23 protein-coding genes are annotated in these 26,047 nt (G+C 70.4%); 16 read left to right on the plus strand and 7 right to left on the minus strand.

Features of this window, described 5'->3' with window-relative positions; genetic code table 11:
• The first annotated feature begins 167 nt into the window (after positions 1 to 167).
• The 7 genes from pdhA (OG975_RS24180) to OG975_RS24210 all read left to right on the plus strand — a co-directional run bounded on the left by pdhA (OG975_RS24180) (position 168) and on the right by OG975_RS24210 (position 8,354).
• The gene (gene pdhA, locus OG975_RS24180; RefSeq protein WP_406331425.1) at positions 168 to 1,331 is read left to right on the plus strand and encodes a pyruvate dehydrogenase (acetyl-transferring) E1 component subunit alpha; all 1,164 of its coding nucleotides are present in this window, start codon (positions 168 to 170) and stop codon (positions 1,329 to 1,331) included.
• Positions 1,328 to 2,332, plus strand: coding sequence for an alpha-ketoacid dehydrogenase subunit beta (locus tag OG975_RS24185; RefSeq protein ID WP_406331426.1), 1,005 nt, complete (start codon positions 1,328 to 1,330; stop codon positions 2,330 to 2,332). Before pdhA (OG975_RS24180) ends, OG975_RS24185 begins: the two co-directional genes overlap by 4 nt.
• Positions 2,332 to 3,720 (plus strand): dihydrolipoamide acetyltransferase family protein, encoded by a 1,389-nt coding sequence (locus tag OG975_RS24190; RefSeq protein WP_406331427.1) that lies wholly within the window; start codon positions 2,332 to 2,334, stop codon positions 3,718 to 3,720. Before OG975_RS24185 ends, OG975_RS24190 begins: the two co-directional genes overlap by 1 nt.
• 99 nt (positions 3,721 to 3,819) lie before the next feature.
• Positions 3,820 to 4,770, plus strand: coding sequence for an NTP transferase domain-containing protein (locus OG975_RS24195; RefSeq protein ID WP_406331428.1), 951 nt, complete (start codon positions 3,820 to 3,822; stop codon positions 4,768 to 4,770).
• Positions 4,770 to 6,140 (plus strand): molybdopterin molybdotransferase MoeA, encoded by a 1,371-nt coding sequence (locus tag OG975_RS24200; RefSeq protein WP_406331430.1) that lies wholly within the window; start codon positions 4,770 to 4,772, stop codon positions 6,138 to 6,140. The genes OG975_RS24195 and OG975_RS24200 overlap by 1 nt, the downstream gene beginning before the upstream one ends.
• Positions 6,141 to 6,205: 65 nt before the next feature.
• On the plus strand, positions 6,206 to 7,303 hold the full coding sequence (locus OG975_RS24205) for a potassium channel family protein (protein ID WP_406331431.1): 1,098 nt from the start codon (positions 6,206 to 6,208) through the stop codon (positions 7,301 to 7,303).
• Positions 7,304 to 7,373: 70 nt separating this feature from the next.
• Positions 7,374 to 8,354: an NAD(P)H-quinone oxidoreductase gene (locus OG975_RS24210; protein ID WP_406331432.1), complete on the plus strand. Its 981-nt coding sequence runs from the start codon at positions 7,374 to 7,376 to the stop codon at positions 8,352 to 8,354.
• A gap of 28 nt (positions 8,355 to 8,382) precedes the next feature.
• Here the strand turns inward: OG975_RS24210 and OG975_RS24215 are convergent, their stop codons facing one another.
• The gene (locus tag OG975_RS24215; RefSeq protein ID WP_406331433.1) at positions 8,383 to 8,853 is read right to left on the minus strand and encodes a hypothetical protein; all 471 of its coding nucleotides are present in this window, start codon (positions 8,851 to 8,853) and stop codon (positions 8,383 to 8,385) included.
• Between the two features lie 166 nt (positions 8,854 to 9,019).
• Between OG975_RS24215 and OG975_RS24220 the strand changes: the two genes are divergently transcribed.
• The gene (locus tag OG975_RS24220) at positions 9,020 to 9,559 is read left to right on the plus strand and encodes a bacterial proteasome activator family protein (protein WP_406331434.1); all 540 of its coding nucleotides are present in this window, start codon (positions 9,020 to 9,022) and stop codon (positions 9,557 to 9,559) included.
• Positions 9,560 to 9,628: 69 nt separating this feature from the next.
• Here OG975_RS24220 and OG975_RS24225 read toward each other — a convergent pair whose 3' ends face one another.
• Positions 9,629 to 11,272, minus strand: coding sequence for a protein kinase domain-containing protein (locus OG975_RS24225; protein ID WP_406331435.1), 1,644 nt, complete (start codon positions 11,270 to 11,272; stop codon positions 9,629 to 9,631).
• A gap of 305 nt (positions 11,273 to 11,577) precedes the next feature.
• Between OG975_RS24225 and OG975_RS24230 the strand changes: the two genes are divergently transcribed.
• Positions 11,578 to 13,140 carry a protein kinase domain-containing protein gene (locus OG975_RS24230; RefSeq protein ID WP_406331436.1) on the plus strand — a complete coding sequence of 521 codons (1,563 nt, stop codon included), beginning with the start codon at positions 11,578 to 11,580 and terminating at the stop codon, positions 13,138 to 13,140.
• A gap of 129 nt (positions 13,141 to 13,269) precedes the next feature.
• On the opposite strand, the gene OG975_RS24235 is transcribed toward OG975_RS24230, so the two are convergent.
• From OG975_RS24235 to OG975_RS24245, 3 genes are all read right to left on the minus strand, one after another.
• Positions 13,270 to 14,328 carry a phosphotransferase gene (locus OG975_RS24235; RefSeq protein WP_406331438.1) on the minus strand — a complete coding sequence of 353 codons (1,059 nt, stop codon included), beginning with the start codon at positions 14,326 to 14,328 and terminating at the stop codon, positions 13,270 to 13,272.
• A gap of 103 nt (positions 14,329 to 14,431) precedes the next feature.
• Positions 14,432 to 14,899, minus strand: a complete 468-nt coding sequence (locus OG975_RS24240; protein ID WP_406331439.1) for a pyridoxamine 5'-phosphate oxidase family protein — start codon at positions 14,897 to 14,899, stop codon at positions 14,432 to 14,434.
• Positions 14,900 to 15,014: 115 nt separating this feature from the next.
• Entirely contained in the window at positions 15,015 to 15,680 is a 666-nt protein-coding gene (locus OG975_RS24245) for a response regulator (RefSeq protein ID WP_406331440.1), read from the minus strand.
• A 382-nt stretch (positions 15,681 to 16,062) separates the two neighbouring features.
• On the opposite strand from OG975_RS24245, the gene pdhA (OG975_RS24250) reads away from it, so the two are divergent.
• The 4 genes from pdhA (OG975_RS24250) (at position 16,063) to OG975_RS24265 (ending at position 20,450) form a co-directional block, all read left to right on the plus strand.
• Positions 16,063 to 17,268 (plus strand): pyruvate dehydrogenase (acetyl-transferring) E1 component subunit alpha, encoded by a 1,206-nt coding sequence (gene pdhA / locus OG975_RS24250; protein WP_406331441.1) that lies wholly within the window; start codon positions 16,063 to 16,065, stop codon positions 17,266 to 17,268.
• A 2-nt stretch (positions 17,269 to 17,270) separates the two neighbouring features.
• Positions 17,271 to 18,251: an alpha-ketoacid dehydrogenase subunit beta gene (locus OG975_RS24255; protein ID WP_406331442.1), complete on the plus strand. Its 981-nt coding sequence runs from the start codon at positions 17,271 to 17,273 to the stop codon at positions 18,249 to 18,251.
• Between the two features lie 10 nt (positions 18,252 to 18,261).
• The gene (locus tag OG975_RS24260; protein WP_406331443.1) at positions 18,262 to 19,707 is read left to right on the plus strand and encodes a dihydrolipoamide acetyltransferase family protein; all 1,446 of its coding nucleotides are present in this window, start codon (positions 18,262 to 18,264) and stop codon (positions 19,705 to 19,707) included.
• Between the two features lie 284 nt (positions 19,708 to 19,991).
• Positions 19,992 to 20,450: a hypothetical protein gene (locus OG975_RS24265; RefSeq protein WP_406331444.1), complete on the plus strand. Its 459-nt coding sequence runs from the start codon at positions 19,992 to 19,994 to the stop codon at positions 20,448 to 20,450.
• 97 nt (positions 20,451 to 20,547) lie between these two features.
• Here the strand turns inward: OG975_RS24265 and OG975_RS24270 are convergent, their stop codons facing one another.
• The gene (locus OG975_RS24270; protein ID WP_406331445.1) at positions 20,548 to 21,444 is read right to left on the minus strand and encodes a D-alanyl-D-alanine carboxypeptidase family protein; all 897 of its coding nucleotides are present in this window, start codon (positions 21,442 to 21,444) and stop codon (positions 20,548 to 20,550) included.
• Between the two features lie 213 nt (positions 21,445 to 21,657).
• Between OG975_RS24270 and OG975_RS24275 the strand changes: the two genes are divergently transcribed.
• Both OG975_RS24275 and OG975_RS24280 read left to right on the plus strand, forming a co-directional pair.
• Positions 21,658 to 22,374 carry a GntR family transcriptional regulator gene (locus OG975_RS24275; protein WP_406331446.1) on the plus strand — a complete coding sequence of 239 codons (717 nt, stop codon included), beginning with the start codon at positions 21,658 to 21,660 and terminating at the stop codon, positions 22,372 to 22,374.
• Positions 22,371 to 23,675, plus strand: coding sequence for a nitrate/nitrite transporter (locus tag OG975_RS24280; RefSeq protein ID WP_406331447.1), 1,305 nt, complete (start codon positions 22,371 to 22,373; stop codon positions 23,673 to 23,675). The genes OG975_RS24275 and OG975_RS24280 overlap by 4 nt, the downstream gene beginning before the upstream one ends.
• Positions 23,676 to 24,228: 553 nt before the next feature.
• Here OG975_RS24280 and OG975_RS24285 read toward each other — a convergent pair.
• Entirely contained in the window at positions 24,229 to 25,053 is an 825-nt protein-coding gene (locus OG975_RS24285; protein ID WP_406331448.1) for a maleylpyruvate isomerase family mycothiol-dependent enzyme, read from the minus strand.
• A 154-nt stretch (positions 25,054 to 25,207) separates the two neighbouring features.
• Here OG975_RS24285 and OG975_RS24290 point away from each other — a divergent pair, with 154 nt between their 5' ends.
• Positions 25,208 to 26,002 carry a carbon-nitrogen family hydrolase gene (locus tag OG975_RS24290; protein ID WP_406331449.1) on the plus strand — a complete coding sequence of 265 codons (795 nt, stop codon included), beginning with the start codon at positions 25,208 to 25,210 and terminating at the stop codon, positions 26,000 to 26,002.
• The last annotated feature ends 45 nt before the right edge of the window (positions 26,003 to 26,047 follow it).

Consider the following 26,047-nt stretch of genomic DNA (forward strand, 5'->3'; position numbering starts at 1 on the left):
GCCTCCCTACCATGGACGTACTGCGTCCATCTCAGGCTGTGCAGAACCGTTTGTCCACAGCTTGGAGGGGTCTGTAGCCAAAATGTGCCGACGACCGAACAATCGGTAGGTGAGGCGCCTCACACCCGTGACGCGTCCAAAGCCGTCTCCCACGAGGAGGTGCCGTCATGACGGTCATGGAGCAGCGAGGCGCTTACCGGCCCACGCCGCCGCCCGCCTGGCAGCCACGTACCGACCCCGCGCCGCTGCTGCCGGACGCGCTGCCGTACCGCGTCCTCGGCACCGAGGCGGCCGCGCAGGTCGACCCGGGTCTGCTGCGCCGTCTGTACGCGGAACTGGTGAGAGGCCGCCGCTACAACACGCAGGCCACCGCCCTCACCAAGCAGGGCCGCCTCGCCGTGTACCCCTCCAGCACCGGCCAGGAGGCCTGCGAGGTCGCCGCCGCGCTGGTCCTGGAAGACCGTGACTGGCTCTTCCCCAGCTACCGAGACACCCTCGCGGCCGTCGCCCGGGGCCTCGACCCCGTCCAGGCGCTCACGCTCCTGCGCGGTGACTGGCACACCGGGTACGACCCCCGCGAGCACCGCATCGCGCCCCTGTGCACTCCCCTCGCCACCCAGCTCCCGCACGCCGTGGGCCTCGCGCACGCCGCCCGCCTCAAGGGCGACGACGTGGTCGCGCTCGCCCTGGTCGGCGACGGCGGCACCAGCGAGGGCGACTTCCACGAGGCGCTGAACTTCGCCGCCGTCTGGCAGGCGCCCGTCGTCTTCCTCGTCCAGAACAACGGCTTCGCCATCTCCGTCCCGCTCGACAAGCAGACCGCCGCCCCGTCGCTGGCCCACAAGGCCGTCGGCTACGGGATGCCGGGCCGTCTGGTGGACGGCAACGACGCGGCCGCCGTGCACCAGGTCCTGAGCGAAGCCATCGCCCACGCGCGCGCGGGAGGCGGTCCGACGCTCGTCGAAGCCGTCACGTACCGCATCGAGGCCCACACCAACGCCGACGACGCCACCCGCTACCGCGGCGACGCCGAGGTCGAGACCTGGCGCGGGCACGACCCGATCGCGCTCCTGGAGCACGAGTTGACCGAACGCGGCCTGCTCGACGACGAGACCATACGGACCGCGCGCGAGGACGCCGAGACGATGGCCGCCGATCTGCGCGAGCGCATGAACCAGGACCCGGTGCTCGACCCCATGGATCTGTTCGCCCATGTGTATGCCCAGCCCACTACTCAACTGCTGGAGCAAGAAACTCAGTTGAGAGCGGAACTGGACGCCGAATCCGACGGGCACGCGGGTCACCACGGGCCGGAAGGAGCCGGGCGATGACCACCGTTGCCCTCAAGCCGGCCACCATGGCGCAGGCTCTCGGGTGCGCGATGCGCGACGCCATGGCAGCCGACCCGGGCGTCCACGTCATGGGCGAGGACGTCGGCACCCTCGGCGGCGTCTTCCGCGTCACCGACGGACTCGCCAAGGAGTTCGGCGAGGACCGCTGCACGGACACGCCGCTCGCCGAGGCGGGCATCCTCGGGACGGCCGTCGGCATGGCCATGTACGGCCTCAGGCCGGTCGTGGAGATGCAGTTCGACGCGTTCGCGTACCCCGCGTTCGAGCAGCTGATCAGCCATGTCGCCAAGATGCGCAACCGCACGCGCGGCGCCATGCCGCTCCCCATCACCATCCGTGTCCCCTACGGCGGCGGAATCGGCGGCGTCGAGCACCACAGCGACTCCTCCGAGGCGTACTACATGGCGACTCCGGGGCTCCATGTCGTCACGCCCGCGACGGTCGCCGACGCCTACGGGCTGCTGCGCGCCTCCATCGCCTCCGACGACCCGGTCGTCTTCCTGGAGCCCAAGCGGCTGTACTGGTCGAAGGATTCCTGGAACCCGGACGAGCCGCCGGCCGTTGAACCGATAGGCCGCGCGGTGGTGCGGCGCTCGGGCAGGAGCGCCACACTCATCACGTACGGGCCGTCCGTGCCCGTCTGCCTCGAAGCCGCCGAGGCGGCGCGGGCCGAGGGCTGGGACCTCGAAGTCGTCGATCTGCGCTCACTGGTGCCGTTCGACGACGAGACGGTGTCGGCGTCGGTGCGGCGGACCGGGCGGGCGGTCGTCGTGCACGAGTCGGGCTCCTTCGGCGGCCCGGGCGGGGAGATCGCGGCCCGCGTCACCGAGCGCTGCTTCCACCACCTGGAGGCGCCGGTGCTGCGCGTCGCCGGGTTCGACATCCCGTATCCGCCGCCGATGCTGGAGCGGCACCATCTGCCCGGTGTCGACCGGATTCTGGACGCCGTGGGGCGTCTGCAGTGGGAGGCGGACAGCTGATGGCCCAGGTGTTGGAGTTCAAGCTCCCCGACCTCGGGGAGGGCCTCACCGAGGCGGAGATCGTCCGCTGGCTGGTGGAGGTCGGTGACGTCGTCGCCGTCGACCAGCTCGTCGTCGAGGTAGAGACCGCCAAGGCGATGGTCGAGGTCCCCTGCCCCTACGGGGGCGTGGTCACCGCCCGCTTCGGCGAGGAGGGCACGGAACTGCCCGTGGGGGCACCGCTGCTGACCGTCGCCGTGGGCGCACCGGCGTCCTCCATCGAGGGTGCCGCGGACGACGAGGGATCCGGCAATGTGCTGGTGGGGTACGGCACGGGGGCGCCTCCGGCGCGGCGCAGAAGGGTGCGGCCGCCCACCGGTACGGCTCCGGTACGGCGGCCGGCGGGTCCGCCCGCGGGCGAGGACCGCAACGTGGCCAACGTGCCCGCCGGGACCGGGACCGGGCGCGGCGGTGTCGAGAGCGGCGGCCGGAGCTTCGGCGCACGGTCGTATGCCGACGGTCCCGTGCCCGTCATCTCCCCGCTCGTGCGCAGGCTCGCCCGGGAGAACGGAGTGGATCTGCGGGAGTTGGAGGGCTCCGGGCCCGAGGGTCTGATCCTGCGGGCGGATGTCGAGTACGCGTTGCGTGCGGCGGCCGGGCAGTCGCGCCCGCCCGTGCCCGCGCCCGCTCCCGTGCCGACGGCGGCGCTGTCGCCCGCGCACGGCCTCCGTGTCCCCCTGCGCGGCGTCCGTGGTGCGGTCGCCGACAAGCTCTCCCGCAGCCGTCGCGAGATACCCGACGCGACCTGCTGGGTGGACGCCGACGCGACGGAGCTCATGCGGGCGCGCGCGGCGATGAACGCGGCGGGCGGCCCGAAGATCTCCCTGCTCGCGCTGCTCGCCCGGATCTGCACCGCGGCGCTCGCGCGCTTCCCCGAGCTCAACTCGACCGTCGACATGGACGCCCGCGAGGTCGTACAGCTCGACCAGGTGCACCTGGGCTTCGCGGCGCAGACCGAGCGGGGACTCGTCGTACCGGTCGTACGGGACGCGCACGCGCGGGACGCGGAGGGACTGAGCGCGGAGTTCGCCCGGCTGACCGAGGCGGCGCGGACCGGAAGGCTGACGCCCGCGGAACTCACCGGCGGCACCTTCACGTTGAACAACTACGGGGTGTTCGGCGTCGACGGCTCCACGCCGATCATCAACCACCCCGAGGCGGCCATGCTCGGCGTCGGCCGGATCATCCCCAAGCCCTGGGTGCACGAGGGCGAGCTCGCGGTGCGCCAGGTCGTGCAGCTCTCGCTCACCTTCGACCACCGGGTGTGCGACGGCGGCACGGCGGGCGGCTTCCTGCGCTATGTGGCGGACTGCGTGGAACATCCGGCGGTACTGCTGCGGACGCTGTAGTGCGGGCAGGGGCACCTCCGCGAGCCCCGGCAGCGTCATCCCCGTCCACATGCTGTGCACGGGGGTGGCAATGATCCTTCGGGCGCCCATACTCGGGGGATGACCGCGTACGAGCCACCGGGTGCGCCGGAGTCATCGGGTGCGCCCGAGTCGCCGGGCAGCCCCGGCGCCGATGTCCCGTACGACGCCGTCGTGCTCGCGGGCGGGGCCGCACGGCGGCTGGGCGGCGCGGACAAGCCCGGCGTACGCGTGGGCGGCAAGGCCCTGCTCGACCGGGTGCTGACCGCGTGCGCCGACGCGGGCACCACGGTGGTCGTGGCCGAGCCCAGGGCGACCGCACGCCCCGTGCGGTGGGCCCGCGAGGACCCGCCCGGCGGAGGACCGCTCGCCGCGCTCGACGCCGGGCTGCGGCACACCTCCGCGGAGTACGTCGTCGTGCTCTCGGCCGACCTGCCGTTCCTGGACGAGGGGACGGTGCGGCGCCTGCTGACCCCCCTCCGGCCCCGGCGGAGCGGGCCCCCGGGGGAGCCGGCGACACCCGACGGCGTGCTGCTCACCGATCCCGACGGCCGCGATCAGCCCCTTGTGGCCGCGTACCGTGCAAAAGCCCTGCGCCGGGAGCTGGCCGTGCTCACCGCCGCGCACGGCGCACTCACCGGGCTGCCGCTGCGACGGCTCACCGCCGCGCTCGGCCTCACCCGCATCTCCGACCCCGTCGCGTCCTTCGACTGCGACACCTGGGACGACATCGCCGCCGCCAGAGCACGTATCAGGGAGCATGGGCACGTGTTGGATGAATGGATTTCCGCAGTCAAGGACGAGCTGGGCATCGACCTGGACGTCGACACCGGCATCCTGCTCGACCTGGCCCGCGACGCCGCGCACGGGGTGGCTCGGCCCGCCGCGCCGCTGACCACGTTCCTCGTGGGGTACGCGGCCGCGCGGGCGGGCGGCGGCCCGGAAGCCGTGGCCGAGGCCTCCCGCAAGGCCACGGAGCTGGCGCTCCGCTGGGCCGACGAGGACGCCCCCGACGCCAAGCCGGACGCCTGATGACCGCCGCCCGCGGTACCCGGGACAGCCAGGACGCCGAGGACTTCGACGTCGAGGAGGCCCTCGCCTTGGTGAAGGAAGACGGCGCGCCCGCCCCCGAGGGCCGTTCCGTGCCCGCGCCGGCTCCCGGAGCCGAGCAGCAGGGCCGCCGGGCCGCCCACGCCCATCACCGGGCCACTCCCTGGCCCGAGGCCCGGGTTGTCGCCGGGCGGGCCGCCCGTTCCGTGTCACGCCGGGCCCCTGTCTCCGTACCCCTCGACGCCTCCCTTGGCCTCGTCCTCGCCGCCCCCCTCGCCGCGCTCACGGACCTCCCCTCCTTCGACACGTCCGCGATGGACGGCTGGGCGGTCGCGGGACCCGGACCCTGGGAGGTACGGGAGGAAGGGGTGCTCGCCGGGCACGCGGAGCCGCCGGCGCTCACCGACGGCGAGGCGGTGCGGATCGCCACCGGGGCGCGTATCCCGCAGGACGTCACCGCCGTACTGCGCAGCGAGCACGGACTGATCGACGACAAGGGGCGGCTGCACGCCATCCGGGAGGTCGTGCACGGGCAGGACATCCGCCCGCGCGGCCAGGAATGCCGCAGCGGCGACCAGTTGCTGCCGGCCGGCGCGCTGATCACCCCCGCCGTGCTGGGCCTCGCCGCGGCCGCCGGATACGACACGCTCGCCGTCGTCCCCCGCCCGCGCGCCGAAGTCCTCGTCCTCGGCGACGAGTTGCTCACCGAGGGCCTTCCCCAGGACGGGCTCATCCGGGACGCGCTCGGCCCGATGCTGCCGCCGTGGCTGCGCGCGCTCGGCGCCGAGGTCGTCGCGGTGCGCAGGCTCGGCGACGACGCCAAGGCGCTGCACAAGGCGATCACCGGCTCCGACGCCGACCTGATCGTCACCACCGGCGGCACCGCGGCGGGCCCCGTCGACCATGTGCACCCCACCCTGCGCCGCATCGGCGCCGAACTCCTCGTGGACGGCGTCAAGGTGCGCCCGGGGCACCCGATGCTGCTGGCCCGCACCAAGGAGAACCAGCACCTCGTCGGCCTGCCCGGCAACCCCCTGGCCGCCGTCTCCGGCCTGCTCACGCTCGCCGAGCCGCTGCTGCGCGTCCTCGCCGGACGCCCGGCCCCGGAGCCGTACACGCTGCCCCTCAACGAGGCCGTGCACGGGCACCCGTACGACACCCGGCTCATCCCCGTCACGCTGCGCGCCGACCGGGCGGTGCCGCTGCACTACAACGGCCCGGCGATGCTGCGCGGCATCGCGGCGTCCGACGCGCTCGCGGTCGTACCGCCGGGCGGTGCGCGGGCGGGGCAGGAGCTGGAACTCCTCGACCTGCCCTGGGCCACCGCCGGGATCGACGTCTGCTTCACATGATCTTGAACGGGGTGCGCGTCGGATGAAGGTGCGGGTCGGATGAATCCGAACGGGGTGTGTTTCACGTGAAACTTCCGGGCCATGACGCGATCGCCCGCCAAGCGGACGAACATCTCGTGACCCATCGGGTGAACCTCCCGAAGAGAGTCGTGGAACGCCCGATCCTTCAGGTCGGCAAGCGGCTGGCGATCGCGCTGCTGGTACTCGTCGTCACCGCGCTCATCGTCTGGGTCGACCACGACGGCTACAACGACAACTCGGACGGCTCCGTCGACCTGCTCGACGCCCTGTACTACGCGACCGTCACCCTCTCCACCACCGGATACGGCGACATCACCCCGGTCAGCGACGCCGCCCGGATCACCAACATCTTCGTCATCACGCCACTGCGCGTGCTGTTCCTGATCATCCTGGTCGGCACCACGCTCGAAGTCCTCACGGAACGCACCCGGGAGGAATGGCGGCTGAACCGCTGGAGGGCGGCCTTGAGGGATCACACCGTCGTTGTCGGCTTCGGGACCAAGGGGCGGTCGGCCATCCAGACCGTCTGCGCGACCGGGCTGAAGAAGGAACAGGTCGTGATCGTCGACCCCAGCTCCAAGGTGGTCGAGGCGGCAGCGGCCGAAGGGTATGCGGGCGTCGTCGGGGACGCGACGCGCAGCGATGTGCTGATGCGGGCCGAGGTGCGCAAGGCGCGGCAGATCATCATCGCCACCCAGCGCGACGACACCGCTGTGCTGGTCACGCTGACCGCCCGGCAGCTCAACCGTGCGGCGAAGATCGTCGCCGCCGTGCGGGAGGAGGAGAACGCGCCGCTGCTCAAGCAGTCCGGCGCCGACGCCGTCATCACCAGCGCCAGCGCCGCCGGGCGGCTGCTCGGGCTCTCCGTGCTCAGCCCCGCCGCGGGCATGGTCATGGAAGACCTCATCCAGCAGGGCAGCGGGCTCGACATCGTCGAACGGCCGGTCATAAAGGCCGAGGTCGGCAAGGGCGTACGCGAGACGGACGACCTGGTGGTGAGTGTCGTACGAGGGCATCGGGTGCTCGGCTACGACGATCCGGCCGTCGGGACGATCCAGCTGACGGACCGGCTCATCACGATCGTGCGCGTCACCCCCGGCACACAGGTGGCCCCGGACATCCGGCCACTGCCCCAGGACTAGTGAGGGAAAGCCGCAGAAGCAGCCCCTCCCACAGGACGGGGCCGCACCCCTCAGGAGTAGCGTCCCCCTCATGTACGCGATCACGATTCCTGAACCTGGTGGGCCCGAGGCGCTGGTGTGGGACGAGGTCCCGGACCCCGTGCCCGGCGAGGGCGAAGTGCTCGTCGAGGTGGTGGCCAGCGCCGTCAACCGCGCCGATCTGCTGCAACGGCAGGGCCTCTACAACCCGCCGCCCGGCGCGTCGCCGTACCCCGGTCTCGAATGCTCGGGGCGGATCGTCGAGACCGGGCCCGGTGTGTCGGGGTGGGCGGTCGGTGACGAGGTGTGCGCGCTGCTCGCGGGCGGTGGGTACGCCGAGAAGGTCGCCGTTCCGGCCGGGCAGCTGCTGCCCGTGCCCGCGGGCCTGGACGTCAGGCAGGCGGCCGCGCTGCCCGAGGTGACCTGCACCGTCTGGTCGAACGTCTTCATGGTGTCGCATCTGCGTCCCGCCGAGACCCTGCTCGTGCACGGCGGCTCCAGCGGCATCGGCACCATGGCGATCCAGCTGGCGAAGGCCGTCGGTGCGAAGGTCGCGGTCACCGCGGGCACCAAGGAGAAGCTCGACTTCTGCGCCGAGCTGGGCGCCGACATCCTGATCAACTACCGCGAGCAGGACTTCGTCGAGGAGATCAAGCAGGCCACGGACGGCGCCGGCGCCGACGTCATCCTGGACAACATGGGCGCCAAGTACCTGGACCGGAACGTCCAGGCCCTCGCCGTCAACGGACGGCTCGCGATCATCGGCATGCAGGGCGGCATCAAGGGCGAACTGAACATCGCCACCCTCCTCAACAAGCGTGCGGCCATCAGCGCGACCTCGTTGCGCGCCCGCCCGCTCGACGAGAAGGCGACGATCGTCGCGGCCGTACGCGAGCATGTGTGGCCGCTGATCGACTCCGGCCACGTACGCCCGGTCGTCGACCGCGAGCTGCCGATGAGCGACGCGGCGGCGGGCCACCGGGTGCTGGAGGAGAGCGGCCACATCGGAAAGGTGCTGCTCGTCGTTCCATAGCTCCCCTCCGTGGGCGGCGCCGTGTCTCTCAGCGGCGCCGTACCCGCAGGGCGACGAAGGCCAGCCCCAGGCCCAGGCCGATCAGGATCAGCCCGCTTCCGAGGGGCAGGATCTGGAGGACCGGTTCAGGGGTGGGCGCCGGCCCGATCACGTTCTGCTGGACGGGGACCACGTCCCCCGACGGCTCGGCGGCGGCGCTCGCCTCAGAGCGGTCCGGGGCGGCAGGGTCGGGGGCGGTTTCTGTCGCGTCCGCATCCCCCTCGCCCCCCTCGTCAACGGCGTCCGGGGTGTCCGGCGCCGTGGGCTCGGCGCGTCCGGGCCGCGCGCGTCCCTCCCCAGGGAGGCTTCCCGCGCGGGAGGCATCGGTGGACGGGGCGGTGGACGGGGCGGACGGGGCGGCGTACGGGGCGCGCGCGGCGGCGTACGCCGGAGGGCCGGCTCCGGTCATCAGGACCAGCAGCAGTCCCGCCGTACGCAACGTGCTGAGTGATGGAGTCACGCCGGTGACCCCCTCCCGGTGAGGAGTCCCGTGATCAATGGGGCAAGCCTCACATATGCCGTTTGTCCCGGCATCCCGGCCGCCGCCGGAAGGGACGTACAGGGTGGATCACCCTGTACGGGGGGCACCACCGTGGTGTGGTGTACGGGTGCGAGAGAATGGCGGCATGGAGATGCCGAGGAACGAAAGGTCGCCGGAGAACCCTCAGATCCTGGTCGTTGGCCAGGACGGTATGGCTCTCGGCGGCACCGGAGACGAGGACTCCCGCGAGGTCCCGGTGACTGAGATGGTGGAACAGCCCGCCAAGGTGATGCGCATCGGCAGCATGATCAAGCAGCTGCTGGAGGAGGTGCGCGCCGCACCTCTGGACGAGGCCAGCCGCGTCCGGCTCAAGGAGATCCACGCGAGCTCCGTGAAGGAGCTGGAGGACGGCCTGGCACCCGAACTCGTCGAGGAACTGGAGCGGCTCTCCCTGCCCTTCACGGACGAAGTGATCCCCAGCGACGCCGAACTGCGGATCGCGCAGGCCCAGTTGGTGGGCTGGCTGGAGGGACTCTTCCACGGGATCCAGACGACCCTGTTCGCCCAGCAGATGGCGGCCAGGGCCCAGCTGGAGTCGATGCGCCGCGCCCTCCCGCCGGGCGTCGGCGCCGACGGCGACGAGGACCCCCGTGCGGGCGGCCGTGCGGGCGGACCGTACCTGTAGCCCGCGGACACCTCACAGACGAGACGGGCCCGGCACTCAGGTGCCGGGCCCGTCTCATGTGTCAGCCGCTCAGGACGGGTTGCCCGACGAGACCTTCAGCTCGATCTCGGGCATGTCCTTCGGGTCGACGTCCGTGCCTTCGGAGGGGAACTGCTCCATGACCGTGTCCTCGCCGTAGACGTTCTCGTCGACGCGGGTGACCTTCATCTGCCAGCCGGCGGCCTGGAAGCAGGACTTCACCGACTTGAGGTTCTTGTAGCTGAAGTCCGGCATCTGGATCTTGTCCGGGTCGTCGTACGACTCCACCGGGTCCGTGCACTTCTCCGTCTCGATCACCTTCGACGTGTCCGGCCCCCGGTGACCCGCCACCGCGGTCGCGGTCGGTGACTTGCTGGTGTCGGTGCCGCCCTTGTTGTCGTCGCTGCCGCCGTTCAGGGTGAGAGCGGTGATCAGGCCGCCGATCGCGACGAGCGCGACGACGATCGACCCGATGACGACTCCCTTGTTGCTCTTGCGGCCACCGGTGCCGCCCGAGGCGGGCGTCGTGGGCTGGGGCGTCAGGTTGTACGGCGGCGGGGTCGACGTGCCCTGCTGCGGGGAGTACGCGGCGGTCTGCTGCGGCGTCTGGTAGCCGCCCTGCTGCGGGTAGCCGTAGGCCGGGGCCGGAGTCTGGGAGGGCACCGGGGTCGGCGCGCCGTACGGACCCGGCTGGTACGGCGTCTGTACGGGGCCCGGGGCCGGAGTGCCCTGCTCGACGGGCGGGAAGACGGCGGAGCCGACGCCCGCGCCGCTCGACGTCTGGGCGCCGGCCACGATGCTCGGCGCGGCGGCCTGGAACGACTGGGCCACGCGCAGGCACTCGTCGCGCATGATCTCGGCGCTCGGGAAACGCTCGTTCGGGTTCTTCTTCAGCGCGCGGGCGACCAGCGCGTCCACCGCCGGCGGCAGCGAACGGTTGATCGAGGAGGGCGCGACCGGCTCCTCCTGGACATGCGCGTACGCGATGGCCAGCGGCGAGTCCGCCTCGAACGGCAGGCGCCCGGTGACCAGCTGGAACAGCATGATGCCGACGGAGTACAGGTCGGACCTGGCGTCCACGCCGCGGCCGAGCGCCTGCTCCGGGGAGAGGTACTGCGGGGTGCCGACGACCATGCCGGTCTGCGTCATCGAGGTGACACCGGACTGCATGGCGCGGGCGATGCCGAAGTCCATCACCTTGACGACGCCCCGCTTCGTCATCATCACGTTGCCCGGCTTGATGTCCCGGTGGACCAGGCCCATCTCGTGGCTGATCTCCAGGGCCGCCAGCACATCCGCGGTGATCTTCAGCGCCTTGTCGGCGGGCATGGCGCCGTACTGCGCGATGTCCTGGTCGAGCACGGAGCCGAGCGGGCGGCCCTCGACGTACTCCATGACGATGTAGGGCGTCGTCATGCCGTCGAGGTCGTCCTCGCCGGTGTCGAAGACCGAGACGATGTTCGTGTGGGTGAGCTTCGCCACCGACTGGGCCTCGCGGCGGAAGCGCTCGCGGAAGGCCTGCTCGCGGCCGAGCTCGGTGTGCAGCGTTTTGATCGCGACCTGGCGGTCGAGCACCGAGTCGTACGCGAGATGCACCGAGGCCATGCCGCCCTCGCCGAGCAGATCACGCAGCTGGTAGCGGCCGCCGGCCACCGCACGCCCCGCGTACCGGCCCTGTGCGCCGTCCTGGCTCATCTTCTGCGTCCCCCGCGGCCTGTGTGATCGATGTGGCTATTCCCGGCCAAGTCTGCCCGAGGGCACTGACACGTCAAGCTCGGTGCCCGTTCCGTGACCGTCTGCGAAAGAAGCGTCGCGGAAGCGTTACAGGTGCCGTACGGGCGGTCCACAGAATTTGCACGTGGGCCCCCGTGGCGGGTTTGATGGCCGGTCCATCTCACGTCCATCTCGGACCGGCGCCTCGCGCCGAGCCTGTAGCGTGGCCCGACGGAGACCGTAACAACCACCGCGCAGACCGCGGGCAGAAACGACGGCGAGGACTGATGGCACAGCAGCAGCGCGCTCAGGGCCCGTCCGACCCCGAGGCGACTGGCGGCGGTATGTCAGATGCGCCGGAGATGTGGGGTAACGGCGGACTTGTGGGGGACGGCCGGTACCGGCTGACCCACCGACTCGGCCGGGGCGGCATGGCCGAGGTGTTCGCGGCCGAGGACGTACGCCTCGGGCGCACCGTCGCGGTCAAGCTGCTCCGTTCCGACCTGGCCGAGGACCCGGTCTCCAAGGCCCGCTTCACGCGCGAGGCCCAGTCGGTCGCCGGGCTCAACCACCACGCCGTCGTCGCCGTGTACGACTCGGGCGAGGACGTGGTCGGCCACGGCGTCGTCCCGTACATCGTGATGGAGCTCGTCGAGGGCCGCACGATCCGCGATCTGCTGCTCAACGCCGAGGCCCCGGGCCCCGAGCAGGCGCTGATCATCGTCTCCGGAGTGCTCGAAGCGCTCGCCTACTCGCACCAGCACGGCATCGTGCACCGTGACATCAAGCCGGCGAACGTGATCATCACGCACACCGGTGCCGTGAAGGTGATGGACTTCGGCATCGCGCGCGCCCTGCACGGCGCGCAGTCGACGATGACCCAGACCGGCATGGTCATGGGAACGCCGCAGTACCTCTCCCCGGAGCAGGCCCTCGGCAAGGCCGTCGACCACCGCTCCGACCTGTACGCGACCGGCTGCCTGCTCTACGAACTCCTCGCGCTGCGGCCCCCGTTCACCGGCGAGACGCCGCTGTCGGTGGTCTACCAGCACGTCCAGGACATCCCGATGCCCCCGTCCCAGGTCTCCGGCTCGGTGCCGCCGGAGCTCGACGGGCTCGTCATGCGCTCGCTCGCGAAGGAGCCGGACGACCGGTTCCAGACCGCCGAGGAGATGCGCGGGCTCGTCCAGTACGGGCTGCAGATGCTGTACGACCAGGGCGGGCACACCGGCACCTGGAACACCGGCCCGGTCACCGTGCACGAGGGTCTGCACACCCCGGCGGGCGGCTTCGCGGGCACCACCGCGCTGCCGCACCCCCATGACTCCGGCACGTCGCAGATCCCGGCGCCGATACTCCCTCCGTACGGCGGCGGGGACGACGGCGGCTTCGAGGGGCACGGCAACAAGGGCAGCGGCAGCGGCAAGCTGTGGATACTGGCGGTCCTCGCGGTGATCGCGATCGCGGCGGGTGTCGCGCTCGCGCTCCACAACACCGGCAACAGCGGCGGTGGTGGAACCAGTACGACGCAGTCGCCGACCACCTCGCAGACCACCGACGACAACCAGGGCAGCGAGACGCCCAGCGACGAGGCGACCGACCAGTCCACGGACACCTCCACGGACGACTCGACCAGCACCAGTGGCACCGGGGAGTACACGCCGTCGTACACGCCGTCGCCGACCACTCAGGAGCCGACGGACGACCCGACGGACGAGCCGACCGACACGACGCCGACCACCCCGGAGCCGACGGACGACCCGACGACACCGACGGCGGACCCGACGACGGCGGACCCGACCGATCCCGGCACGGGTGGCACCGTCGCCGGCGGGGGCGAGGGTCCCTGACCGCGGCCACCAGCGTCTGATCAGACGTGATCAGACAGCTGATCGCGTCTGATCACGTCTGATCCAAAACACCCTCCACGCACGCGTGGAGGGTGTTTTCGTTTCGGCCGGGCATGCCGCGCATGCCTCTCAGCCGGCGAACGCCTCGCACACCGACTCGTACTCCCGCGTCCACCACACCGCCAGCGCCGAGGCCGCCGGGAACTGCCGATCGGCGCGGGTGTCCCCGCGCTCGTAGTGCCAGCGCAGTATCCAGAAGTCGTTCAGCCGCTCCCACCACACGCGGTGCACGGCGGCCGCGAGTTCGGAGGGGGTGGCGCCCGCGGTACGCCGGTACGCGCGCGCGTAGGCCCGTACTTTCGTCAGGTCGAGCGTGCCGAGGGGTCGTACGAAGAAGATCACCGCGGCGCGTACGGCCTCCTCCGCGCGCGGGTGGATGCCCAGCCGGTCCCAGTCGACGATCGCGGCCGGCTCGCCGTCGCGGTAGAGCAGGTTGAACGGGTGGAAGTCGCCGTGCACCCAGCCCACCGAGCCGCCCTGCGGGGGCCGGCGGTCGGCATGCCGCTCCAGGAGGGCGCGCCGTTCCAGGAGCCGGTGTCTGGCCAGCTCGTCGAAGGCGTCGGAGGGGCGGTGGCGGCGCACCTGGGCGAGCAGGCGGTCGATGAGCGCGAAGGTGTCGGCGGGGTCGGCGCCCCGGGCGGGATCGGCACCTTCCGTCGGCGCGGTGCCCTGCCCGCGCTCGGCGCCGTCGGCCGGTTTCGCCGCCGTTCGTCCCTCCGCCGGCATCACCCGCTCCAGGCTCGCGTGGACGACGCCCAGGAGCGCCCCCAGGCGCGCGCACTGCTCCGTGCTGAGCTGGCCGCCGTGCCGGTGCCGTCCGTCGATCCACGGGTGCAGCGCGTACGCGTGGCCCCCGACGACGGCGACGGTGCGGCCGTCGGTGCCGGTCAGCGGCGGGGCGACCGGGACGCCGAGGTCGGCCAGGCGCTGGGTCGCCCGGTGCTGGCGGGTGATCGCGGCGGGGTCGGCGGTCTCCGGGTCGAAGTGGTGCTTGAGGAAGTACCGGCCGCGCGTGGTGCGCAGGCGATAGCCGCGGTTGAGCAGCCCCTGCTCGACGGGTTCGCAGGTCAGCGCGGACCCGGCGGCGTACTGGCGGAGGAGGGCACCCAGAGGGGGCGCGTGAGGCATAGGGGGTGGTACAGATGAGCGCGGCACGCGCCAGATGCTAGGGCACGAGCCGGGCCTCTGACCTCGTGTTTGTCACAGAAAGTCGTCTTCGATCACTGGATGGTCACAGGACGTGCTGGAACTGCCCTTCCAGGCCACCGTCCGTGGAGTGCACGGTGGAGAACTGCGGATCGATGCCCAGATAGACCGGCTCGAAGGGCTCGCCGTCCACGACGCGCGGCGCGGGACCGAAGAGTTCCAGTTCGGCCGCGGTCGGCTCGACGCTCTCGCACTGGCCCACGATCTGCACGGACCACAGGCTCTCGCCAGGCCGCGCGGAGCTCAGGTTGTCGGTGCCGTACGCGACGACGCTGCCGGCGCAGGCGCGGTGGTATCCGCAGCTGCGGGGCATCCGCAGCAGCACGCGGCCGTCGACCACGATGTGGCGGGCGAACGCGAGGAAGGGCAACGCGCGCATGCTGGTGGCCACCCGGCCGTAATCGGTGCGGCCGATCAGTTCCACGGCGAGCTGTTCGTCGGCGGACCGCTTGTCCGCGGTTCGTTCGTCCGCGGTCCGTTCGTCGGTGGGCATGCCACCCAATCTCCGGTACCCGGGGGCCGCGGAAAAAGAGGCACCCGCCCCTCGAAGAGGGGCCATAAGTCCCGAATAGGGCACCGCGCGGAATGTTGCCGCTTCTTGCTGCCGTTCAGCGGTTCTGCTGTTGGGCCTGCATCCGCGCCACATATGCCGCCGCCTGGGAACGCCGTTCCATTCCCAGCTTGGACAGCAGGCTCGACACGTAATTCTTGATCGTTTTCTCGGCGAGGTGCAGCCGCTCCCCGATCACGCGATTGGTGAGCCCCTCACCGATCAGGTCCAGGATCTTGCGCTCCTGCTCGGTGAGGTGCGCCAGCTTGTCGTCGCTCTTGGCGCCGCCGCCGTCGCGCAGCCGCTCCAGGACGCGGGCGGTGGCCACCGGGTCGAGCAGGGACTTTCCGGCGGCGACGTCCCGTACGGCCGAGAGCAGTTCATTGCCGCGGATGGCCTTGAGGACATAGCCCGAGGCGCCCGCCATGATCGCGTCGAAGAGGGCCTCGTCGTCGGCGTACGAGGTCAGCATCAGGCACTTGATGGACTCGTCCTGGGAGCGGATCTCGCGGCAGACCTCCACGCCGCTGCCGTCCGGGAGCCGTACGTCGAGGACGGCGACGTCCGGGCGGGTGGCCGGAATCCGCACCAGGGCGTCGGCCGCCGTGCCGGCCTCGCCGACCACCTCGATGTCGTCCTCCACCGAGAGCAGCTCATGGACTCCGCGACGGACCACCTCGTGATCGTCCAGGAGAAATACGGTGATTTTCCCGTTTTGATGCACGGTGTCAGTGTCACACACGATCATGGGCACTGCTCCAGGTGAACTCTTCCCGAGTCCGGGGTGGCCGGGATAACGTGCCGGTGTTCCGGCCCCCTGCAAGGCTGTTACCAGTGCTGTGACCAGCGGTAGTTCCCGACCGACTTGATTTAGTAGGAAATCCAAGTTTGAAAGTACTTGGACTTCCCATCAAAATCGCAGGTCAGGAGGGGTTTCACAGAATTGTGAAGCACTGGGTAACGTGGCTGTTGCAGGGCGCTCGCCGGGGCACCTGTCACGCCTGTTCCCGGCCGAGTGGCACCCACCCCGTGCACGGGTACCGGGAATAGGCGAGCCGCACTGGTTACCCGGCAACCCCGGGGGCCGGACCGACGGAGGAGCACACGTGACCGTGGAGAGCACTGCCGCGCGCAAGCCGCGACGCAGCGCCGGTACGAAGAGCGCCGCGAGCGCTGGTGCCAAGCGCACCAGCCCGGCCGCCAAGAAGTCGCCGGGTACGACGGGCGCCGAGCCCGAGCTCGTTCAGCTGCTGACCCCGGAAGGCGAGCGGGTCAAGGACGCCACGTACGACCCGTACGTCGCCGACATCACCCCCGACGAGCTGCGCGGTCTGTACCGGGACATGGTGCTGAGCCGTCGCTTCGACGCCGAGGCCACCTCCCTGCAGCGCCAGGGCGAGCTGGGCCTGTGGGCCTCGATGCTGGGCCAGGAGGCCGCTCAGATCGGTTCGGGCCGGGCCACCCGCGACGACGACTACGTCTTCCCGACCTACCGCGAGCACGGCGTCGCGTGGTGCCGCGGGGTCGACCCGACCAACCTGCTCGGCATGTTCCGCGGTGTGAACAACGGCGGCTGGGACCCGAACACCAACAACTTCCACCTGTACACGATCGTCATCGGCTCGCAGACGCTGCACGCCACCGGCTATGCCATGGGCATCACCAAGGACGGCGCCGACTCGGCCGTGATCGCGTACTTCGGAGACGGCGCCTCCAGCCAGGGTGACGTCGCCGAATCGTTCACCTTCTCCGCGGTCTACAACGCCCCCGTCGTGTTCTTCTGCCAGAACAACCAGTGGGCCATCTCCGAGCCGACCGAGAAGCAGACCCGCGTCCCGCTCTACCAGCGCGCGCAGGGCTTCGGCTTCCCGGGCGTCCGCGTCGACGGCAACGACGTCCTCGCCTGCCTCGCCGTCACCAAGTGGGCCCTTGAGCGGGCCCGCCGCGGCGAGGGCCCCACCCTCGTGGAGGCGTACACCTACCGCATGGGCGCGCACACCACCTCCGACGACCCGACCAAGTACCGGGCCGACGAGGAGCGCGAATCCTGGGAGGCGAAGGACCCGATCCTGCGCCTGCGCACCTATCTCGAAGCCTCAAACCACGCGGACGAGGGATTCTTCGCGGAACTCGAGGCCGAGAGCGAGGCGTTGGGCAAACGAGTACGCGAAGTCGTCCGTGCCATGCCGGACCCGGACCACTTCGCCATCTTCGAGAACGTGTACGCGGACGGGCACGCGCTCGTCGACGAGGAGCGGGCCCAGTTCGCCGCCTACCAGGCGTCGTTCGCGGATGAAGGGGAGGGCAAGTAGCGATGGCGGCAGAAAAGATGGCGCTGGCCAAGGCGATCAACGAGTCGCTGCGCACGGCCCTCGACACCGACCCCAAGGTCCTCATCATGGGCGAGGACGTCGGCAAGCTCGGCGGTGTCTTCCGGGTCACCGACGGACTCCAGAAGGACTTCGGCGAGGACCGGGTCATCGACACCCCGCTCGCCGAGTCGGGCATCGTCGGCACCGCGATCGGCCTCGCCCTGCGCGGCTACCGCCCGGTGGTGGAGATCCAGTTCGACGGTTTCGTCTTCCCGGCGTACGACCAGATCGTCACGCAGCTCGCGAAGATGCACGCGCGGGCGCTCGGCAAGATCAAGCTCCCCGTCGTCATCCGCATTCCGTACGGCGGCGGCATCGGCGCGGTCGAGCACCACTCCGAGTCCCCCGAGGCGCTGTTCGCGCACGTGGCGGGCCTCAAGGTGGTCTCCCCCTCGAACGCCTCCGACGCCTACTGGATGATGCAGCAGGCCATCCAGAGCGACGACCCGATCATCTTCTTCGAGCCGAAGCGGCGCTACTGGGACAAGTCCGAGGTCAACAAGGACGCGATCCCCTCCCCCCTGCACAAGGCGCGCGTGGCGCGCGAGGGCGCCGACCTGACCCTCGTCGCGTACGGGCCGATGGTGAAGGTCTGCCTGGAGGCCGCCGCGGCTGCCCAGGAGGAGGGCAAGTCGATCGAGGTCCTCGACCTGCGCTCGATGTCCCCCCTCGACTTCGACTCCATCCAGGCCTCGGTCGAGAAGACCCGCCGCCTGGTCGTGGTGCACGAGGCCCCGGTGTTCCTCGGTACGGGCGCGGAGATCGCCGCCCGCATCACCGAGCGGTGCTTCTACCACCTGGAGGCACCCGTCCTGCGGGTCGGCGGCTATCACGCCCCGTATCCGCCGGCGCGCCTGGAGGACGAGTACCTTCCGGGCCTGGACCGGGTGCTCGACGCCGTCGACCGCTCGCTGGCGTACTGAGGAGAGGGTCGTGACGACGATGACTGAGAACGCGTCGGGGCTCCGCGAGTTCAAGATGCCCGACGTGGGCGAGGGACTCACCGAGGCGGAGATCCTCAAGTGGTACGTCCAGGTCGGTGACACCGTCACCGACGGCCAGGTCGTCTGCGAGGTCGAGACGGCCAAGGCCGCGGTCGAGCTGCCCATCCCCTACGACGGTGTGGTGAGCGAACTCCGCTTCCCCGAGGGGACGACGGTGGACGTCGGCGAGGTGATCATCGCGGTGGACGTGGCCGGTGGTGCCGGTGCCCCGGCTCCGCAGGCATCCGCAGCACCTGAGCAGATCCCGGCGGCGCCCGCGCCGGCCCCCGCCGAGGAGCCCAAGCCCGAGGGCCGCAAGCCGGTCCTCGTCGGGTACGGCGTCGCCGAGTCCTCCACGAAGCGCCGCCCCCGCAAGGGTGCCGAGGTGGTCCCCGCGCAGCAGCCCGAGCCGTTCCTCGCGGCCACCGCGATCCAGGGCGAGCTCAACGGACACGGCCACGCCAAGCAGCGCCCCCTCGCCAAGCCCCCCGTCCGCAAGCTCGCCAAGGACCTCGGGGTCGACCTGACGACGATCACCCCTTCGGGCCCGGACGGCATCATCACGCGCGAGGACGTGCACGCGGCGGTGGTACCCGCCCCCGCCCCGGCCCCGGTCGTGGAGGTGACCCCGGCCGCCCCGGTGCAGGCTCCCGCCCGAGTCCCGGCCCCGGCACCGGTCGTCGCGTACGACACGGCACGTGAGACCCGTATCCCGGTCAAGGGTGTCCGCAAGGCCACGGCCGCCGCGATGGTCGGCTCGGCGTTCACCGCGCCGCATGTCACCGAGTTCGTGACGCTCGACGTGACGCGCACGATGAAGCTCGTGGAGGAGCTCAAGCAGGACAAGGAACTGCAGGGCCTGCGCGTGAATCCGCTCCTCCTCATCGCCAAGGCCCTGCTGGTGGCGATCAAGCGCAACCCCGAGGTCAACGCGTCCTGGGACGAGGCCAACCAGGAGATCGTCCAGAAGCACTATGTGAACCTGGGCATCGCGGCGGCGACCCCGCGTGGTCTGATCGTGCCGAACATCAAGGACGCCCACGCGAAGACGCTGCCGCAACTGGCCCAGTCGCTGGGCGAGTTGGTCGCGACGGCCCGCGAGGGGAAGACGAGCCCGGGCGCGATGCAGGGCGGCACGGTGACGATCACCAACGTCGGCGTCTTCGGCGTCGACACGGGCACGCCGATCCTCAACCCCGGCGAGTCCGCGATCCTCGCGGTCGGTGCGATCAAGCTCCAGCCGTGGGTCCACAAGGGCAAGGTCAAGCCCCGCCAGGTCACCACGCTGGCGCTGTCCTTCGACCACCGCCTGGTCGACGGCGAGTTGGGCTCCAAGGTCCTCGCCGATGTGGCGGCGATCCTGGAGCAGCCGAAGCGGTTGATCACCTGGGCGTAAGCCCACGCTTTTCCCCGGGGCGCCTCTTCTCATTCGAGAAGGGGCGCCTTTGGCGTAATGCAGCCAAGCTGCGAACCGGCCTGTTTTTCGGGATCTTTGCCTGCCTATGATCACGACTGCCGAGCGATTCGACCAGCCGTTCGGTATCTGGCGGCGCCCACCTTTTCGGACGTGAGCGTTTCTCGAAAGGACGACCCTTGACGGTTGGAAAGTCTCTCGCCACATTCGCTCTTGTGGGCGGCGCGCTCGCCGGGGGGATCGCATTCGCTTCTCCGGCGGCTGCGGTGAGCTCGTGTTCGGACGACTTCGCGCACCAGTTCAACATCATTTTCCCGGGCCAGAAGCCCGAGACGACGTACTACATTCCGAACTGCGCCGACGTCACCTCGGGCAAGGTGACCGCGTCGAGCACGGTCAGATGGCAGATCGTCGACGACCAGGTGATCGACAACAGCAAGCGATTCACCTCGTTCAAGATCACGACGCGTGTCGAGTCGCATGCGGACTCGGGCGGCAGCGACACGATCGTCACCACGAAGACGTGTGACCTGACGGCCCTGCTCAACGCCGACTACTCGGGCCCGGCCGAGGACGGCCCGGCGAACCGCTGCGTCGCGCCGACGGCGACGTACGACAAGAACCTGTGGTGGTCCTCGGACGCGACGCTCGTGTACGACATCGAGGGTGACGGGAAGGGCGCGATCACCAAGGAGCTGTACGGCTCGCCGCTTCTCCACGGCTGATTTCCTGTACAGGAAAAGGGGTCCTGCCGCGCGCCATGCGCGGCAGGACCCCTTTTCTTGTACGTGCTATCCGTCTGTGCTTTTCCTACTGTGCGCCTTACTTGGCGAAGGCGTAGTTCATCAGCTTCTTGGCGTCAGCCGTGCGGGCGTCGATGGACGTCGAGGCGAGCACCGTGCCGATGACCGTCTTGCCGTTGCGGGTCGCGGCGAAGACGAGGCAGTACTTGGCCTCGGGGCCGGAGCCGGTCTTGATGCCGATCGTGCCGGTGTAGCCGCTGAGCAGGGGCTTGTTGGTGTTGTCCCACGTGTAGTAGCGGTAGCCGCCGCTCTTGGTGGTGACCTTCTGCTTCGTGCTCTGCGTCTTCACGACCGTCTTGAACGTGGAGTTCTTCATCGCGCTGCTGGCGATCTTCGTCAGGTCGCGCGGCGTCGAGTAGTTGGAGCCGTTGCCGATGCCGTCGAACGAGTCGAAGTGCGTGTTCGTCAGGCCGAGGTTCTTCGCGGCGGTGTTCATCTTGCCGATGAACGACTTCACGCGGGCCGCACGGGTCGAGCCCGAGCCGTACTTGTCGGCGAGCGCGTACGCGGCGTCGCAGCCGGACGGCAGCATCAGCCCGTACAGCAGCTGGCGGACGGTGACCTTGTCACCGACGATCAGGTGGGCCTGGGAGGCGTTGTTGGCGACCACGTAGTCGCTGTACGCCTTCTGGATGGTGACCTTGGCGTCCAGGTTGAGGTTCGACTGGGCCAGCACCACCTTGGCCGTCATGATCTTCGTGGTGGAGCCGGTGGAAAGCCGGGTGTCCGCGGCCTTCTTGTAGAGGGTCGTGGCCGTGCCGTTGTTCATCACGTAGCCGCCCTTGGCGGCGATCGTGGGCGTGGCCACGGCGCCCGCGGGCGCGGCGCCGAAGGCGCCGGCGGCCAGCACGGCGCCGGTCGTGATGGTCACAGCGGCGGCCCTGCGGAAACGCGTGCCCTTAATGCCGGTAATCAAAATGAACGCTCCGAATGCGCGAAATGCCCCTGGGAGAACGGCACATGGCAGTGCCGTCTCACGTACGGACTCGTGAGGAGCTTAAAGGGATGTACGGAGGACGGATGCGGTTCATGTGATGTGAGTTACATGAGAAACCCCCTGGGATCCGCTGTGGGTCCGCATCCTGGACCGGCCGCGAGCATGCGTACGTGTTGTATCTATGATGTGCGCATGCCCTCAGCCCCAGCCGCCCCCACCTCGGCGCCCGACGAACCGGGCGTGAAGCAACCGACGGTGAAGCAATTGACCCTGAAGCAACCGCCCGCCGCCGACCGCGTCTACGCGCACGTCAAGCAGGGTGTCCTGGAACGCCGTTACGAGGGCGGGACGCTGCTCACCGAGGGCGAGCTCGCCGAGGCGGTCGGAGTCTCGCGGACCCCCGTGCGCGAGGCACTGCTCCGGCTGGAGGTCGAAGGGCTGATCAAGCTCTACCCGAAGAAGGGCGCACTCGTCCTGCCCGTCTCCGCACAGGAGATCGCGGACGTCGTCGAGACCCGCCAGCTCGTCGAGGAGCACGCGGCCCGCAAGGCCCTCCCCGCCTCACCGCGACTCATCGCGCGCCTGGAGGAGTTGCTGGCCCAGCAGAAGGAGCAGGCCGCCGCCGGAGATCTGGCGGCCGCCGCCGTCACCGACCGCTGCTTCCACGCCGAGATCGTCCGCAGCGGCGGCAACGAGATCCTCTCCCGGCTCTACGACCAGCTCCGCGACCGGCAGTTGAGGATGGGAGTCGCCGTGATGCACGCCCACCCCGACCGGATCACCAAGACGCTCACCGAGCACGAGGAGATCCTCGAAGCGCTGCGCTCCGGTGACGCGGAGGCGGTCGTCGGCATCATCCATCGGCACGTCAGCTGGTTCTCCAACCTGGCGAGGGGCGAGGTCCGATGAGCTCGGGTTCGGCCGTGTCGCTTCCCGGAGATCCGCCCGGCGGACGGCGCGCGATCGCCGTCTGGGGCATCGGTGTCTCCGTCTACTTCGTCGCGGTCATCTTCCGTACGTCGCTGGGGGTGGCCGGACTGGACGCGGCGGACCGCTTCCACGTGGGAGCCTCCGCCCTCTCCACCTTCTCGATCCTTCAACTCCTCGTCTACGCGGGCATGCAGATACCTGTCGGCCTGCTGGTGGACCGGCTCGGCACGAAGCGTGTCCTGACGATCGGCGTCCTGCTCTTCACGGCGGGGCAGCTGGGCTTCGCGTTCTCCTCCTCGTACGCCATGGCGCTCGCCTCGCGCGGACTGCTGGGCTGCGGCGACGCGATGACGTTCATCAGCGTGCTGCGGCTGGGCACGCGGTGGTTCCCGGCGCGGCGCGGGCCGCTGGTGGCGCAGCTCGCGGGTCTCGCGGGCATGGCGGGCAACCTGGTCTCGACCCTGGTCATCGCGCGGTTGCTGCACGGGGTGGGCTGGACGGCGGCGTTCGCCGGCAGTGCGGCCGCCGGTGTCGTGGTCCTCGTACTCCTCCTCCTGTTCCTGAAGGACCACCCCGAGGGGCATGAGCCGGAGCCGTTCCCGCACCAGGGGGTCGCTTACGTGCGCCGGCAGATCGCCGCGTCGTGGCGGGAGCCCGGCACGCGGCTCGGGATGTGGGTGCACTTCACGACGCAGTTCCCGGCGATGGTGTTTCTGCTGCTGTGGGGGCTGCCGTTTCTGGTCGAGGCGCAGGGGTTGTCGCGGGCGACGGCCGGTGAGCTGCTGACGCTCGTCGTTCTCTCCAACATGGTGGTCGGACTGGTGTACGGGCAGATCGTTGCCCGGCATCACGCTGCGCGGCTTCCGCTGGCGCTCGGCACGGTGTTCGCTACGGCGGGCGTCTGGGCGTTCGCGTTGGTGTATCCCGGGGAGCATGCGCCGATGTGGGTGCTGGTGGTGCTGTGCACCGTGCTGGGGGCCTGTGGCCCGGCTTCGATGATCGGGTTCGACTTCGCGCGGCCCGCGAATCCGCCGGAGCGGCAGGGCACCGCCTCCGGTATCACCAACATGGGTGGTTTTGTCGCCTCCATGACGACGCTGCTGGCTGTTGGTGTGCTGCTTGATGCGACCGGGGACAACTATCGGGTTGCCTTCGCGGCGGTGTTCGTTCTTCAGGCGGTTGGGCTGAGTCAGATCTTTCGGCTGCGGGGGGAGGCGGCTCGGAGGGAGCGGGAGCGGTTGGTGGCTTCGAGGGTGGAGACGGTGCACGTTCCTGCGTAGCCCCCACCACGGTTTTCGCCCCCGCCGCCCCTACCCGTCCCATCCCCAGGGGCTCCGCCCCTTCGACCCCGCCCGGGGGCTCCGCCCCCAGGACCCCCGGCGGGGGCTCCGCCCCCTGCACCCGGGTGGGTTTCTTCGCTGCGGGCCGGTGGGGGCTGGTCGCGCAGTTCCCCGCGCCCCTGACGGGGCGGGGTTCGGTCCGCTTCCGCGATCCGTCCGCCGCTGACGGGGCGGGGTTTCGGACCGCTCCTGCGATTCGTTCGCTCCTGGCGGGGCGGGGTTTCGGACCGCCCCTGCGATTCGTCCCCTAGCCCGCTGCTTCCCGCCCATCTCGGCTCAGGCCCGCCCAGCCTGCTGCTTCCCGTCCACCCCAACTGGACCACATGTCCCCACCTGCACCCGTCACCCAGGCCCGCATCCTCAGCCCGTCCGGCGTTTGAGGACGAGGCCGTTCAGGCCGATGTGGGGGGCTGGGGGCGGAGCCCCCGGGTGGGGATGGGACGGGTAGGGGCGGCGGGGGCGAGGAAAAGTTGGTGCGTGAGGAGCCGCGTGCCTACGGCGTGACCGCGAAATTGCGGAGGATCGCTGCCGTCAGTTCCGGGTCGCCCTCTGCCTTGATGCGGTCGGACACAGCGTCAGCGTGCACGCGGCCGCAGGCGAGGCGGACGAACGTCTCCCAGTCGAGAGCGAGGGTGGCGGCCGGGCCCAGGGAAGGGGCGCCGTCTATCGAGCCATGGCCGTCGGCGTCGACGCGGACCGTGCGGAGGAACTCGACGGGGCCGTGGATGTCGAAGACCACCGCCGAGTTGGGCGGAGCGCCGGCATCCTTGGCCACGACCTTCGGGAGGGCGGAGAGAAGGACGTCGCGGGTGATGAGCGCGCCCGGCGAGTCGAGGTTGCCCGGCCGGCCGAGGGCGGCGCGCAGGTCCTGCTCATGCACCCACACATCGAACGCACGGTTCCGCATGGCGTGTTCGAGAGTGACCTCGGTGCCGAGGGGGGCACGCACCTTGGCGTCGGGCTGCCGGTTCTCGTTCCGCAGCTGACGGTTGCGGCGGATGATCGTGTACTCCAGCTCGGAGGTCATCTCCGGCGCCGTGTGGTGGCGGCGTACATCGACCTGCATCTCCATGTACCGCTGGTGCTCGTTCGTCACGTGGTACAGGTCGCGGGGGAGGGTGTGGATCGGCCGCGGGTCGCCCAGCATCTCGCAGTCGAGCCCGATCACATGCGAGACGAGGTCGCGGACCGACCAGCCGGGGCACGGCGTCCGCCGGTTCCACTCGCCCTCCACAAGCGGCTGCACCAGCTCGGTTATCGCGTCGATCGAGTGGGTCCAGGCGTCGGCGTAGGACTGAAGGCTGGGATGCAGACTCACGGAACGGGACCCCTCGGGCGGTTGGACGCGGGCAGTGCACAGGCAGCGGGTGTCTTGGGACGCTAAGTTACGCTGCTGTGAGGCACCCCGGCAGTGCTTTCGTGTGACGATCGTAGGCCCGTATGGACGGCTCGAATGCCAGGACGGTGGTAGTGTGCGCGCCTCTCTCCTCCAGATCGACGTAAACGACAGCGAATCGGTCGTATCGCGTCGGCAGCGTGTGGCGGCCCTCGTACGAGAACAAGCCGGTGTCGATCTCGTGGTCCTGCCCGAGCTCTGGACGACCGGCGCGTTCGCCTACGAGGGCTTCGAGGTGGAGGCCGAGCCGCTGGAGGGGCCCACGTACGAGCTGATGGCCAAGGCGGCGAGCGACGCGGGTGTGTGGCTGCACGCGGGCTCGATCCCCGAGCGGGACCCAGAGGGCGCCCTGTACAACACCTCGCTCGTCTTCTCCCCCTCCGGTGAACTCGCCGCCTCCTACCGCAAGATCCACCGCTTCGGCTTCGACAAGGGCGAGGCCGTGCTGATGGGCGCCGGGGCCGAGCTGGTGACGGTCCGTCTGCCGGAGACGGTCATCGGCGTCGCCACCTGCTACGACCTGCGCTTCCCCGAGCTCTTCCGAGGGCTCGTCGACGCGGGCGCCGAGACCTTCGTCCTCCCGGCCGGCTGGCCCGAGCGGCGCCGCTCCCACTGGACGCTGCTCGCGCAGGCCCGGGCCGTCGAGAACCAGGCGTACGTACTTGCCTGCGGAACGGCCGGTACGCACGCGGGAGTTCCCCAGGCCGGTCACTCGATCGTGGTCGACCCGTGGGGAGAGGTCCTCGCGGAGGCGGGGGCCGGCGAGGAGATCCTCACGGTCGAGTTCGACCCGGCGAAGGTCGCGACCACGCGGGAACAGTTCCCGGCGCTCAAGGACCGCCTGCTGGGCCTCGACACGCCCCGGCGTTAGGCCGTTAGGCCCTTAGGCCTTTAGGCCTTTAGGCCCTTGGTCCCT

Origin of the sequence: Streptomyces sp. NBC_00203 (assembly GCF_045206325.1) — a bacterium.
In the GTDB taxonomy this organism is placed as follows: domain Bacteria; phylum Actinomycetota; class Actinomycetes; order Streptomycetales; family Streptomycetaceae; genus Streptomyces; species Streptomyces lutosisoli.

Bases quoted from the DNA above. Each gene is read 5' to 3' on its own strand.
- OG975_RS24225 (WP_406331435.1), bottom strand. From the start codon at position 11,272: ATGAGCCAGGACGGCGCACAGGGCCGGTACGCGGGGCGTGCGGTGGCC.
- OG975_RS24240 (WP_406331439.1), bottom strand. From the start codon at position 14,899: ATGCCCACCGACGAACGGACCGCGGACGAACGAACCGCGGACAAGCGG.
- OG975_RS24200 (WP_406331430.1), top strand. From the start codon at position 4,770: ATGACCGCCGCCCGCGGTACCCGGGACAGCCAGGACGCCGAGGACTTC.
- OG975_RS24230 (WP_406331436.1), top strand. From the start codon at position 11,578: ATGGCACAGCAGCAGCGCGCTCAGGGCCCGTCCGACCCCGAGGCGACT.
- OG975_RS24280 (WP_406331447.1), top strand. From the start codon at position 22,371: ATGAGCTCGGGTTCGGCCGTGTCGCTTCCCGGAGATCCGCCCGGCGGA.
- OG975_RS24220 (WP_406331434.1), top strand. From the start codon at position 9,020: ATGGAGATGCCGAGGAACGAAAGGTCGCCGGAGAACCCTCAGATCCTG.
- OG975_RS24190 (WP_406331427.1), top strand. From the start codon at position 2,332: ATGGCCCAGGTGTTGGAGTTCAAGCTCCCCGACCTCGGGGAGGGCCTC.
- OG975_RS24185 (WP_406331426.1), top strand. From the start codon at position 1,328: ATGACCACCGTTGCCCTCAAGCCGGCCACCATGGCGCAGGCTCTCGGG.
- OG975_RS24235 (WP_406331438.1), bottom strand. From the start codon at position 14,328: ATGCCTCACGCGCCCCCTCTGGGTGCCCTCCTCCGCCAGTACGCCGCC.
- OG975_RS24195 (WP_406331428.1), top strand. From the start codon at position 3,820: ATGACCGCGTACGAGCCACCGGGTGCGCCGGAGTCATCGGGTGCGCCC.
- pdhA (WP_406331425.1), top strand. From the start codon at position 168: ATGACGGTCATGGAGCAGCGAGGCGCTTACCGGCCCACGCCGCCGCCC.
- OG975_RS24275 (WP_406331446.1), top strand. From the start codon at position 21,658: ATGCCCTCAGCCCCAGCCGCCCCCACCTCGGCGCCCGACGAACCGGGC.
- OG975_RS24255 (WP_406331442.1), top strand. From the start codon at position 17,271: ATGGCGGCAGAAAAGATGGCGCTGGCCAAGGCGATCAACGAGTCGCTG.
- OG975_RS24210 (WP_406331432.1), top strand. From the start codon at position 7,374: ATGTACGCGATCACGATTCCTGAACCTGGTGGGCCCGAGGCGCTGGTG.